The organism is Salinivibrio sp. PR6, assembly GCF_001995955.1.
Lineage (GTDB): Bacteria > Pseudomonadota > Gammaproteobacteria > Enterobacterales > Vibrionaceae > Salinivibrio > Salinivibrio siamensis.
The window spans coordinates 13,580-26,676 of the sequence record NZ_MUFA01000024.1; the positions used below are offsets into that span (position 1 = coordinate 13,580).

The window sequence follows — 13,097 nt, forward strand, 5'->3', positions numbered from 1 at the left end:
GGTTAACCCAAATCGCCAAAACGGACTTGAAGGGCCGTGATGGCGGTGAGTGCCGCGGTTTCTGTTCGCAACACGCGTGGGCCTAGTAGGATCTCTTCAAAGCCGTGTTCGCGTGTCATTGCAATCTCATCATCAGACAATCCGCCCTCTGGGCCAATGAGCAAGCGTAGCTTGTCGGGGGCGTCGGGCAGCGTATTGATAGAGTAGGGGGCACGCGGATGAAGGTTCAGTTTTAAGCCATCAAACGCCTGCTGGCACCATGTGTCTAGATTGATCACCGGGTTAATGGTGGGCACCACATTACGGCCGCTTTGCTCACAGGCGCCAATCGCGATTTTTTGCCATTGTTGGCGTTTTTTCTCGAGTCGCTCAGCATTGAGTTTCACTCCGCATCGAGCCGATAAAAGGGGAGTGATGGTATTCACGCCTAATTCGACCGATTTTTGAATGGTAAACTCCATTTTCTCACCACGTGAAATCACTTGGCCGAGTTCAAAGTCAAGCGGTGACTCGACACTGTGTGATTCGCAAGCGGTAATGGTCGCGACAACCTGCTTTTTACTGACTTCCGTCAGCATAGCGGGAAACTGCGCACCACTGCCATCAAAGAGCAAAATCGGTTGTTCAGGTTGCATACGTAGGACGCGACCGAGATGGTTGGCAGCTTCGCCACTCAGTGTCACATCGCCTTGCGATGGCAAGGGCGTTGGGTGATAAATTCGAGGAATTCGCATTGTGCTCGTTTTCCATGGTCATCTCGCCCTCAGTGTAACATGGCTACGGGGACGATAGGCTTTGTCACTAATATGGGGTCGAGTGGTGAAAAAACAAATTATTCTAAGGCGTCAAGGTTTCTCACTAGTGGCTGTTGACAGCGGTTGCAGCGATAGGTGGCTTGTCCGCGCTGTATTTTATTGTGGCGGCGAATGGATAAGGCAACAGGGCCACACTCACACTGGTACGCGAAGGTTTTGCCTTGCACGGCACTGATATCAAGCTGGTGGGTGGTATTGGCAGGGGCATTAAATACCTGGTTCATTAGCGAACGCCACTCAGGACCATGTGGTTTTACCCGACCGTATAGCGCAAAGGTAACCAAATGACAGACCTCATGAGGGATCACTTCGTCGAAAAAGGTCTCCGGTGCTTGCTGTAAAAGGATTGGGTTAAACCTAACACGCCATTGCGTGGGGTGCGCGGTGCCAGCGGATTGACCCCGTAGTGTGAAGCCAATCGCAGGATAGTGTAGCTGGGTGCCTAATTGACGATTAGCCGCATCAATACACTGGTAAACACGCGTGTTAGCCGCTTGCTGTAATGCATCAGGTGACCAAGCGGTCTTGTCAAAGGCGAATGCGTCAGAAGCAGAAGACATAGTGTGGCGATCCTAGTGGCGATCAAAAAGGGAAGCCGAAGCTTCCCTTACAAGCAATGAGTACGTGGAGATTACCCGAGCTTGGCAAAGTCGCGCAATAGCGCTGCTTTGTCGGTTTTCTCCCAGGGGAAGATGTCGCGACCAAAGTGGCCATATGCAGCCGTTTGCTTATAGATGGGTTGTAATAAATCCAGCATTTCCTGCAAACCATACGGGCGTAAGTCGAAGTGTTCACGAACCGCTTTAGTGATCACTTCTGGGGCCACTTTTTCGGTACCGAAGGTCTCCACCATGATAGAAGTGGGTTCCGCAACGCCAATCGCGTAAGACAACTGGATTTCACAACGATCAGCAAGACCTGCGGCGACAATGTTTTTGGCCACGTAACGCGCGGCATACGCGGCAGAGCGATCCACTTTTGAGGGGTCTTTACCCGAGAAAGCTCCGCCACCGTGACGGGCTGCACCGCCATAGGTGTCGACAATGATTTTACGGCCTGTTAAACCACAATCGCCCATCGGTCCGCCAATCACAAAACGGCCCGTTGGGTTAATGAAATACTTGGTGTCTTTGGTCAGCCATTGTGCCGGCAATACTGGCTTGATGATTTCTTCCATCACCGCTTCGCGCAGATCGTCGGTTGAAATACTGTCGCAATGCTGTGTTGAGAGCACGACGGCATCAATACCCGCAATTTTACCGTTGTCATACGCAAAGGTGACCTGGCTTTTCGCATCTGGGCGTAACCAGTCTAACGTGCCGTTTTTACGTACTTGCGCCTGACGCTCGACCAAACGGTGTGAATAGGTGATGGGGGCAGGCATCAGCACATTGGTTTCGTTGGTGGCAAAGCCAAACATGATCCCTTGGTCCCCGGCCCCTTGATCTTTCGGATCGGCGCGGTCAACCCCTTGATTAATGTCGGGCGACTGTTTACCAATGGTGTTCAATACTGCACAAGAGTTGGCATCAAAGCCCATATCAGAGTGGACATAACCAATATCTTGAACGGTTTGACGGGTGAGCTCTTCGATATCGACCCATGCCGAGGTCGTCACTTCCCCGCCTACCATTACCATGCCAGTTTTAACATAGGTTTCGCAGGCAACGCGTGCTTTGGGGTCTTGCTCAAGGATGGCATCCAAAACAGCATCAGAAATCTGATCTGCGATTTTATCAGGATGGCCTTCAGAGACGGACTCTGAGGTAAACAGGTGCTTCGCCATGTGACACTCTCATTGGTTATCAAGGAGATTGGCGATACGTAACAAAGGGCATCGCCGATCATCTCAGATGTTTTAACTTCTAGACGTCTATTTTATTCGTAATTGTGATAAACGCAAGTCAGTTGATGCATATGGGTGTGTCTTTAAGGTATAGCAAAATTGGCTGAGGCACGCTTACACCTCATGGCATGCTTGCTGCGGATTCAGTGAACACCAAGGTGAGGGAACCGCTTCTTGCAGCCAGTGCACCAGTGATTCGACACGCAGAGGAAGACGGCCAGCGCTGCAGTAAAGACGCAACGGAACCGGCGCTGAGGCCCATTGGGGCAAACACCGCGTGATTCTATCAGGATGATGGTGTTGATAGCCAGTGGCGCTCCAAATCGGCAGCAATCCAACGCCCTGCCCATCTGCGATGGCATCTAACTGAATCGCTATCATGTCGCAATTAAAGCGGCTAGGCATGGCGCTTAAGTGATAGGTGTTGTCTTGGTCATAGAGCGTCAATCCTTGCCGGCGAAGGGCAAATACATCGAGCCAAGGGTGTTCATCGAGCATGCTAGGGTGCGTAAACGGGCCATATTGGCTGACATAGTCTGGCGCAGCGTAAATACCATATTGCCAATGGCCGAGCTGATATGAGCGACAATTGACCGGCAGCATGATGTCTCCTGCCCAGATGATAAGATCGGCCGACTGAATACGTTGTGCGCTGACTTCACTCGTCAATGTGATGGATACTCGAGGGTGCTCAGCGAGAAAAGTACTGATCAATGGACCCGCCCAGCCGCGCATCATTCCGGGGTGACAAATCACTTCTATCGCCCCTTGAAGATGATTATTTAAATCTTGTATTGCCTCTTCGCTTTTTTCTGCTAACTCAAGAATTTGATGGCAGTATCGCGCAAATATCGCCCCCGCTTTTGTTAAGACCAGTCTATTGCCTTGTCTTTGCGTTAGAGGCTGGCCTAGGTCGGCTTCCAGTTGAGCCAAGCGACGACTCACCGTTGACTTGGGTTGGCCCAATGCCTTGGCGGCAGCGGTAAGGCTTTGATGATGGCACAAAGCCGCAAACGAACGGATCGAAGAAAAATCCTGCATAACTGTCCTTTTAACGCCAGTAAGACGTCACGTCGGCTGTCCAGAAGGAGAGAAATCATCTCGTTCTATAAATGGAACGAGATGTTCCCTTTATGGGGCTAGGCGTCTGTGCATCTATGTGAATAATTCTCAATGAGCAAATGATAATTATTATCATAAAATGGAGTTGATTAYGTCCAGTTGTCTTCGTCCCGTTGTGCTCGGGATGGTATTAGCCGGTATGCCTGTGAGTGCCATTCATGCGGCAGAAGCAGGCGATCAAAACACGGAAACCATGGTGATCACTGCCTCAGGGTTTGAACAAGCCACGGCAAAGGCGCCAGCGAGTATCAGTGTTATTAGCCGTGACCAACTTGAAGATCGTTATTATCGTGATGTCACGGACGCATTAAAGCGTATTCCTGGTGTCGTGGTTACAGGGGGCGGTGACACCAAGGATATTAGCATTCGTGGAATGGGCTCCAAGTATACCTTGATGCTGGTGGACGGAAAGCGTATGACGAGCCGAGAAACACGTCCGAATAGCGATGGCCCTGGTATTGAACAAGGCTGGTTGCCCCCCCTTCAAGCGATTGAGCGTATCGAGGTGATTCGGGGGCCGATGTCGACCTTGTATGGCTCTGATGCCATCGGTGGGGTGATAAATATTATTACTCGTCGTGAACAACATGAATGGCATGGCAACGTGCAATTAAGCACCTTACTTCAAGAAAAACGCGCATCAGGCGATGAACAAAGCGCCAATTTTTACCTTTCTGGCGCCTTAAGCGATAAGCTAGGGATGACGGTATCGGGTCAAAACGTTCAACGCCAAGAAGACGATATTCTCTCTGGTTACGAGGAGAAATCTTTACGTAGTCTTTCTACCTCGTTGACGTATGATGCCAGCGATTTTCAACAGTGGACCTTGGACTTGGGCGCGAGTTCGCAAGAGCGAAATGGCCACGTAGGCAAAACCGTTCCCACGGATGATAGCCAGTGTCGAGGCAACCAATGTGAAAACAGCAACAATGAATATCGACGGCAATCAATCGCCCTTGGGCATGAAGGGCATTGGACGTGGGGCTGGTCAGATTCGCACTTACAGTACGAGCAAAGCCGCAATAAAAGTCGTGAAATGACGATTAAGAACACCGAGTTTAAAACCCGTCTCATTCGTGATTTTGAAACACACACTTTGACGGTCGGTGGCTCAGTGAACAAAGCGAAGTTGGAGGACTTTACCTCTAATAAAGCGTCGAGCCAAACTGAGATTGACAATACACAAGCGGCTTTATTTGTCGAAGATGAGTGGCGTGTGATTGAGCCATTTAGTCTGACCCTCGGGTTACGTGTCGATCATGATGAAAACTACGACTACCACGCCAGCCCACGTGTGTACGGCGTGTATCAACTCAACAGCGACTGGGTGGTGAAAGGAGGCGTGGCAACCGGGTTCCGTTCACCGCAACTGCGCGAAATTGCCCCGAATTGGGCGCAAGTGAGTCGAGGGGGAAATATCTATGGCAACCCCGACCTGGAGCCCGAAACCTCTGTTAACTCAGAAGTCAGTATCAACTACCAAGGCGATTCGGGGATCAGTGGCTCGTTAACCGCATTCCATAATGACTTTGAAGATAAGATCACCCGAGTGACTTGCCCAACCTCGGTGTGTACAGATGGCCCTAATCAATTTGGCTCAGATCCAACCTATCGGATTAATGTTGACGAAGCGGTCACTCAAGGGGTTGAAGCGAGCCTATTCGTGCCAGTCACGGAGACGCTCGATGTGAGTGCCAGCTATACCTATACCGATTCAGAGCAAAAAACCGGTGATTATAAGGGGCAGCCTTTAACGCAAATTCCCCAGCAGCTCGCGTATGGTGAAGTCAATTGGCAAGCCACGGAAAGGCTGAATCCTTGGGTGAGTGTGACCTATCGTGGCGAAGAAATGGATCCTGTGACAGGTCCATCTTCTCGCAGCAATATAGAGCCAAGTTACACCTTGGTGGATGCTGGGATGAACTATCAGCTCAGCGATGCCATTGAACTGCAAGGCGCGGTTTATAACTTATTGGATAAAACCCGGGAGTATGAAGACTACGGTTATATCAGTGATGAACGTCGATATTGGTTAGGACTGAATGTTAGCTTCTAGTCATTGATAAAAGGCGTGTTGTTACTTCATAGACTGCCACACTCCTAACACTGCCACGCCCGTCTCGGACTATCACCAGGCGGGCGTTTTTTTCCGCATTTTACTCCCAGGTATCGTGAGAAGAGTCACACAACACGTGCGTCTTTTACGTGCTTGAGATACACTATGGGGCATCGTTAAACGAGCACCGATGGACATGGCATTAAGAGTCGCAATTAATGGATTTGGTCGTATAGGGCGCAGTGTATTGCGGGCCCTGTATGAAAGTGGCAAGCACGATCGCATTCAAGTGGTCGCGATTAATGAGCTCGCAGAGCCCGAGGCGATGGCGCATCTGCTGCAATATGACTCAAGCCATGGTCGGTTCGGCTGGCCGGTTTCCTATAACCAAGAACATTTGTTTGTCGCCACCGACAGCATTCGCCTGCTTCACTTACCTGAACTTCAGCTTTTACCTTGGCGTGACCTTGATGTTGATATTGTCTTGGACTGCACGGGCAAGTTTGGCACACGAGAAGACGGTGAGGCTCATATTACTGCAGGTGCTAAAAAAGTCTTGTTTTCACATCCCGCCAGCCAAGATGTTGACCGTACTGTTATTTACGGGGTCAACCATGATGCGTTAACCGCGGATGATCGTATTGTCTCTAATGGCTCATGCACCACCAATTGTATCGTCCCAGTGATCAAAGCCTTGGACGAACACTTTGGGATTGAGTCCGGCACTATCACTACCATTCACTCTTCAATGAATGACCAGCAGGTGATTGATGCGTATCACTCAGATCTGCGCCGAACGCGCACCGCAAGCCAATCGATCATCCCGGTGGATACCAAACTCCATGTTGGAATTGGTAGGATTTTTCCGAAATTTTCTGACAAATTTGAAGCGATCTCGGTGCGCGTACCGACGATAAACGTGACAGCGATGGATTTAAGTGTCACTGTACGTACTAAAGTGAAAGTTAATGACGTAAATCAAGCTCTGCAGACGGCATCTCGATGTACATTGGACGGTATACTGGATTATACCGAAGCGCCCTTGGTATCGATCGACTTTAACCACGACTCACACAGCGCCATTGTTGATGGATCGCAAACACGAGTCAGTGATCACCAGCTGATTAAAACGCTGGTTTGGTGCGATAACGAGTGGGGTTTTGCCAACCGAATGTTAGATACCACACTTGCCATGGCGTAATAGACGCAAGCGTGGGTGGGGTGTTGCCCTGATTAAATCAGTTTCAATTTGCAACCTTATAGCGAGGACCATATGTCTGTAATTAAGATGACCGACTTAGATCTTGCCGGAAAGCGTGTTTTTATCCGTGCTGATCTGAACGTGCCTGTAAAAGACGGTAAAGTGACCTCTGACGCACGTATTTTGGCATCACTGCCTACGATTAAGCACTGCTTAGAAGCCGGTGCAAAAGTCATGGTGACCTCTCACCTAGGTCGTCCTGAAGAAGGTCAGCCTGAAGATCAGTATTCACTGCAACCGGTAGTGAACTACCTTGATGATGCGCTGGATTGTAAGGTCAGCCTCGCTAAAGACTATCTAGACGGTCTTGAGCTTAATGCCGGTGAGCTGGTGGTGCTTGAGAACGTGCGCTTTAATAAAGGCGAAAAGAAGAACGACGAAGCGCTCTCTAAAAAGTATGCAGCGCTGTGTGATATCTTCGTGATGGATGCATTCGGCACCGCGCACCGTGCGCAAGCGTCAACCCATGGTGTGGGCACGCATGCGCCTGTAGCTTGCGCCGGTCCACTGCTGGCCAACGAGCTGGATGCGTTAGGCAAAGCGATGGACAACCCTGCTCGCCCAATGGTTGCCATTGTGGGTGGGTCAAAAGTGTCTACCAAACTGACGGTGCTGAAATCACTGTCAACCGTTGCTGACCAGCTGGTTGTGGGCGGTGGTATTGCGAACACCTTTATCGCAGCAGACGGTCACAATGTCGGTAAGTCGCTGTATGAGGCGGACTTAGTGGATACGGCGAAATCTTTAATGGAAGAGTGCCATATTCCTGTCGCTACCGACGTTGCGTGTGCGAAAGCGTTTGATGAAAACGCGGAAGCAGAGATCAAGCGCGTTGAAGATGTGCAAGACGACGACATGATTTTCGACCTTGGTCCTGAATCAACCCAGGCATTGGCAGACATTTTGAAAAATGCCAAAACCATTCTGTGGAATGGCCCTGTTGGCGTCTTTGAGTTTAAGAACTTTGAAGCGGGCACAGCAGGCATTTCAAAAGCGATCGCGGAGTCTGAAGGCTTCTCTGTTGCAGGTGGCGGCGATACCCTCGCGGCGATTGACAAGTTTGGCATCCAAGCTGACGTGTCTTACATCTCAACCGGTGGCGGCGCGTTCCTAGAGTTTGTTGAAGGCAAGCCTCTTCCAGCGGTAGAAATGCTGGAAGCACGCGCCAAAGACGCATAAACCAGATAATAAAACGGGAGGGACATCTCCCGTTTTTGCTTTCGTTTGACTACAATAGGCCGAGTCGTAAACGATTGCACCAGATTGATAAGGGTGCTTCAGGCATCTTTACTCAGTTCAGCAAAGACAACCCGAGTTAATAGGACAAGAGCCATGTCTAAAGTTTTTGATTTTGTAAAACCTGGCGTTATCTTTGGCGATGACGTTCAGAAAGTATTTGAAGTTGCCAAAGAGAACAAGTTTGCATTGCCTGCAGTCAACGTGGTTAACACTGACTCAATCAACGCAGTGATGGAAGCCGCGGCGAAAGTAAAAGCGCCAGTGGTTATTCAGTTCTCTAACGGTGGTGCGGGTTTCTTCCCGGGCAAAGGTCTGAAACTAGAAGGCCAAGAAGCGCAAATTAAAGGCGCTGTTGCCGGTGCGAAGTACGTTCACGCCATGGCTGAAGTCTACGGTGTGCCGGTGATCATGCACACTGACCACGCTGCGAAAAAACTACTGCCTTGGATTGATGGTCTACTTGACGCTGGCGAAGCCTTCTTCAAAGAGCACGGTAAACCGCTTTTCTCTTCTCACATGATTGACCTGTCTGAAGAGTCTCTAGAAGAGAACATGGAAATCTGTGCCGAATACCTAGCGCGCATGGACAAAATGGGCATGACGCTAGAAATCGAACTGGGTATCACTGGTGGTGAAGAAGACGGCGTGGACAACAGCGATGTTGATACGGCTGACCTTTACACCAAACCAGAAGAAGTGGCTTACGCGTACGAAAAACTGTCTGCTGTAAGCCCTCGTTTTACCATTGCCGCTTCATTCGGTAACGTTCACGGTGTTTATAAGCCAGGTAACGTGGTACTTAAGCCAGAAATTCTTCGTGAATCACAGGCTTACTGTTCAGAGAAATTTGGTCTGCCGACCAATGGTCTGAATTTCGTGTTCCATGGTGGTTCGGGTTCTTCAGAAGAGCAAATTCAAGAATCCATTGGTTACGGTGTGATCAAAATGAACATCGATACCGATACCCAGTGGGCTACATGGGATGGTATTCGTCAGTATTACCAAGACAACGAAGGCTACCTGCAAAGCCAAATCGGTAACCCGAAAGGTGATGATCAGCCTAACAAAAAATTCTATGACCCACGCGTTTGGCTACGTAAAGGTCAAGAGTCGATGGTTGCGCGCTTGGAGCAAGCTTTCAAAGACCTCAACGCGATTGACGTACTGTAAACGTCACAACAGTGTTGAATTAAAGCCCGCCGCTTGGCGGGTTTTTTTATATCTGCGTGATAGCGACACGTCTCATTGGGTAGACATTTTGCGTAATTGAGATAGACAGCGACCAGTAAAAGGCTGTTAACATAGGGTTACCGTTTATCCCAACTTGAAGAGGGAAAGTGAATGAGTGAGGAAAACACAGTGGTAGAGGGCGCTAAATGGGCCCAGACTTGGCTGATGGATAATCAAGATCTGTTGACGCAGTACGGGGTGAACATTATTTCCGCGCTACTGATCTTGGTGATTGGTAACCTTGTAGTTAAAGGTTTAGCTAACTCCATGGCGGGTGTCATGCGCAAGCGCAACATGGATAACGCGGTGGTGGAGTTTATCCATGGTTTGGTGCGTTACTTACTGTTTGTCATTGTTTTAATTGCAGCATTAAGCCGCGTGGGTGTGCAAACGGCGTCTGTGATTGCCATCTTAGGTGCCGCAGGTTTAGCCGTGGGTCTTGCCTTACAAGGCTCGTTGGCCAACTTTGCTGCCGGGGTATTGATTGTGATGTTCCGTCCGTTCAAATCGGGCGATTACGTCGAATTGGCCGGAGTCGCTGGCTCTGTTGAGTCCATTCAAGTGTTCTCTACGGTGCTCACGACCCCTGACAACAAAATGGTGGTGGTTCCTAACGGGTCCGTTATCAGTAGTCCAATCACTAACTATTCCAAGCACGCGACACGTCGCATTGACTTGACGATTGGCGTAGCGTACAGCGCGGATTTGAAGAAAACCAAAGCGGTGTTAACCAATATCGTCACTCAACACCCCTTGATTCTGAAAGACCCTGAGCCCAATGTGGCGGTGATGACGTTAGCCGACTCATCGGTCAATTTTGTGGTGCGCCCTTGGGTGAAAACAGAAGACTACTGGAGTGTTTACTTTGAGCTGTTGCCAACCATCAAAGAAGCACTGGACGAAAACGGTATTGAAATTCCGTTCCCGCAAATGAGTGTTCATTTCGAGCGCGGCGAGAGTCAAGCGTAACCTCACGGCGGGCGACCGTCATTATGGATGCGGCAGTTTGGCCGCATCCCTCTTTTTTAACCCGCCAGTAAACGTGCGTACAGGCCAAGTGCGAGCTTACCGGCCACGAATAACATCATACTCGCCATGAGTAGGTCGAGCAGTCGCCGGATAGAGGGCGTGGAGAGCCACGGCGACAAGCGCGCGGCCCCTGCTGATAAACCGTAAAACCAAAGGCACGATCCCATTAGGGCGCCGACAGTAAAGGCAACGCGTTCATCGAACGCAAATTGGCCACCAATTGCCCCTAACACTACCACGGTATCGAGATACACATGCGGATTGAGTAAGGTCACCGCCAAGGCACCAATGATCACCGCGCGACGGCCTCGACTCATGGTGGGTGTCGCCATTGACACGTCTTGGTTGTGCTGACGTGCGCTTTGGATAAACTGCCATGCATACACACTCAGAAAAGCGATCCCCGCGAGCGTAATGGTGTTGAGCAGAAGTGGGTAGCTTGCTAACAATGCCCCTCCGCCAAAAATACCACTTGAAATCAAAATAATATCGCAAATAAAGCAGATCGATGCTGTGGTCATATGGTGTTCACGGCTGATACCTTGGTTAATTACATAGGCATTCTGAGCGCCAATGGGAATAATCATGGTTAGGCTTAATCCTAAGCCCTGAAGTGCGACGAGAAAGCTGCTCACCCTGTTCTTCCTTCTTTTTACTGGTATAACCCTCACTTTAAGCAGGATTGCCTATTAAAGGAACTTAATTATATTTATGGTTAATTAATTTAACTAATGAGGCGCAAGGATGGATTATCGAGGAGTAGAAGCGTTAGATGCGGTGATCTCTTGGGGAAGTTTTGAACGCGCGGCGGCGGCCCTGTTCATTACTCAATCTGCGGTCTCTCAACGTATAAAGCAGTTAGAGCGGCAAATCGCCCAGCCTGTAATGGTGCGTGAGCAACCTCCGCGGCCAACGCCGATCGGTCAGCGTCTACTGGGTCTTTATCGACGCGTGCAACTGTTGGAGCAAGAAACCTTGCCTGAGCTGGCACCAGGTATTGATGGGTCAGTCTTGTCGGTCTCCATTGCCACCAACGCGGATAGTTTAGCGACTTGGCTACTTTCGGCCCTCGCGCCACTGACCGCCCATCAAGCGATTGACTTTAATTTATTGGTTGAAGATGAAAGCCGTACGCTCAATAAAATGCGCAGCGGTGAAGCGATTGCGGCGATCAGCACTGACTCCACGCCGATGCATGGCTGTGATTGTCGTTACTTGGGTACCATGGACTACAGTTGTGTGGCTACCCCAGCGTTTGCTCAGCGATACTTTTCTGATGGGATTGATAGAGAGGCGTTAATGGCGGCGCCGGCAGTGATTTTTGATGCACATGACGATATGCATGCGGATTTTCTAGCGGCTCATTATGCCATGCCCGCAGCGGGGTGGCGCCGACATATTGTCCGCTCTTCGGAGGCATTTGTGGCCATGGCATCGCAAAGTATGGCGTATTGTTTGATCCCACGGATTATGGTGTCAGCGCAGTTAGCGGACGGGCGCTTGGTGGATGTGATGCCGGGGAAAGTGGAGTCACGGCATTTGTACTGGCATTTTTGGGCGATGGAAAGTGGTGTGTTAGCGGCGATTACCCATGCTTGTCAGCAAGCGGCGAAACAAGCACTGGTTCAATATTGACACAAAATTGACGTTGATAGGGGAGCTTTTGGTGTTTTTTCGCGTCTGACCTAGCGTTACTTACTATCTATCGCTTGCCTTCTCAAAGGAGAGATTATGCAAAAATTGAAAGCAATGGTATGGCTGACGGGGGCCTTAGTGATGGCACCCGCCGCGATGGCCAATATTGATTTTCCTCACTTGGACATTACCGGTGTCGGGGAAGTGACCGCTGCGCCAGACATGGCGAGCATTGAAGTGGGCGTGGTCACTGAGCGTAAAACGGCGAAAGCTGCGAAAGCCGCATCCGACAAAGCGGTCACGGCGTTTATCAATCGGCTGTCGGCACAAGGGGTAAAGCGCGAACAAATCGAGAGTGCGCATATTCAGCTGTCACCGCGTTATCAACACGCCAAAGACAAAGCGCCTGAGCTGATTGGCTACCGTGCGGAACGCCACGTTACTGTGACACTCAATCAGCTCGATAAATTGAATGCGGTGCTAGATGGTGCCTTAGGCGAGGGGATCAACCGTATTCGCCATGTACAGCTCACCAGCAGTGAGCAGGCCACCTTGAAAGACAAGGCCCGAGAGGCGGCGGTACAAGACGCCAAAGAGAAAGCCGAGGCGCTCGCGAAAAGCCTGGATATGCGTGTTGATGGCGTCTGGCAAATTCGCTATCGATCCAGCAACCCACGTCCTGTGATGATGAATGCCGAACTGCGCAGCGGCAGCGCGGATGTCGCGGCGAGCTACCAAGATGCAACCATGCAGGTGCGTGATCAAGTCGATATTATTTTCCGCCTTGATGACTAGTAGCGTCGTTGGCCAACACGATCAAAAAAGGGCGCTGATGCGCCCTTTTTTACCATTGATTCGCTGTTT

12 protein-coding genes are annotated in these 13,097 nt (G+C 50.2%); 7 read left to right on the forward strand and 5 right to left on the reverse strand.

What is annotated here, in order from left to right; genetic code table 11:
- Positions 1–2 precede the first annotated feature (2 nt).
- The 4 genes from rsmE to BZG72_RS14495 form a co-directional block, all read right to left on the reverse strand.
- On the reverse strand, positions 3–734 hold the full coding sequence (gene rsmE / locus BZG72_RS16350; RefSeq protein ID WP_046075067.1) for a 16S rRNA (uracil(1498)-N(3))-methyltransferase: 732 nt from the start codon (positions 732–734) through the stop codon (positions 3–5).
- 98 nt (positions 735–832) lie between these two features.
- On the reverse strand, positions 833–1,375 hold the full coding sequence (locus BZG72_RS14485) for a SprT family zinc-dependent metalloprotease (RefSeq protein ID WP_077578289.1): 543 nt from the start codon (positions 1,373–1,375) through the stop codon (positions 833–835).
- Positions 1,376–1,446: 71 nt separating this feature from the next.
- Entirely contained in the window at positions 1,447–2,601 is a 1,155-nt protein-coding gene (gene metK, locus BZG72_RS14490) for a methionine adenosyltransferase (RefSeq protein WP_046075069.1), read from the reverse strand.
- Between the two features lie 174 nt (positions 2,602–2,775).
- Positions 2,776–3,702 carry a LysR family transcriptional regulator gene (locus BZG72_RS14495; RefSeq protein ID WP_046075070.1) on the reverse strand — a complete coding sequence of 309 codons (927 nt, stop codon included), beginning with the start codon at positions 3,700–3,702 and terminating at the stop codon, positions 2,776–2,778.
- 160 nt (positions 3,703–3,862) lie between these two features.
- Here BZG72_RS14495 and BZG72_RS14500 point away from each other — a divergent pair, with 160 nt between their 5' ends.
- The 5 genes from BZG72_RS14500 (at position 3,863) to mscS (ending at position 10,538) form a co-directional block, all read left to right on the forward strand.
- Positions 3,863–5,839 carry a ligand-gated channel protein gene (locus BZG72_RS14500; protein ID WP_077667115.1) on the forward strand — a complete coding sequence of 659 codons (1,977 nt, stop codon included), beginning with the start codon at positions 3,863–3,865 and terminating at the stop codon, positions 5,837–5,839.
- A gap of 196 nt (positions 5,840–6,035) precedes the next feature.
- Positions 6,036–7,040 carry an erythrose-4-phosphate dehydrogenase gene (gene epd / locus BZG72_RS14505; RefSeq protein ID WP_077459012.1) on the forward strand — a complete coding sequence of 335 codons (1,005 nt, stop codon included), beginning with the start codon at positions 6,036–6,038 and terminating at the stop codon, positions 7,038–7,040.
- A gap of 72 nt (positions 7,041–7,112) precedes the next feature.
- Positions 7,113–8,279: a phosphoglycerate kinase gene (locus tag BZG72_RS14510; RefSeq protein ID WP_046075071.1), complete on the forward strand. Its 1,167-nt coding sequence runs from the start codon at positions 7,113–7,115 to the stop codon at positions 8,277–8,279.
- A gap of 153 nt (positions 8,280–8,432) precedes the next feature.
- Positions 8,433–9,509 (forward strand): class II fructose-bisphosphate aldolase, encoded by a 1,077-nt coding sequence (fbaA, locus tag BZG72_RS14515; protein ID WP_046075072.1) that lies wholly within the window; start codon positions 8,433–8,435, stop codon positions 9,507–9,509.
- Positions 9,510–9,680: 171 nt separating this feature from the next.
- On the forward strand, positions 9,681–10,538 hold the full coding sequence (gene mscS / locus BZG72_RS14520; protein ID WP_046075073.1) for a small-conductance mechanosensitive channel MscS: 858 nt from the start codon (positions 9,681–9,683) through the stop codon (positions 10,536–10,538).
- Between the two features lie 56 nt (positions 10,539–10,594).
- On the opposite strand, the gene BZG72_RS14525 is transcribed toward mscS, so the two are convergent.
- Positions 10,595–11,185, reverse strand: coding sequence for a LysE/ArgO family amino acid transporter (locus BZG72_RS14525; protein WP_077459013.1), 591 nt, complete (start codon positions 11,183–11,185; stop codon positions 10,595–10,597).
- Positions 11,186–11,342: 157 nt separating this feature from the next.
- Here BZG72_RS14525 and BZG72_RS14530 point away from each other — a divergent pair, with 157 nt between their 5' ends.
- Entirely contained in the window at positions 11,343–12,233 is an 891-nt protein-coding gene (locus BZG72_RS14530) for a LysR family transcriptional regulator ArgP (RefSeq protein WP_077459003.1), read from the forward strand.
- 96 nt (positions 12,234–12,329) lie between these two features.
- Positions 12,330–13,028 (forward strand): oxidative stress defense protein, encoded by a 699-nt coding sequence (locus BZG72_RS14535; protein WP_152799942.1) that lies wholly within the window; start codon positions 12,330–12,332, stop codon positions 13,026–13,028.
- Positions 13,029–13,097: the final 69 nt, after the last annotated feature.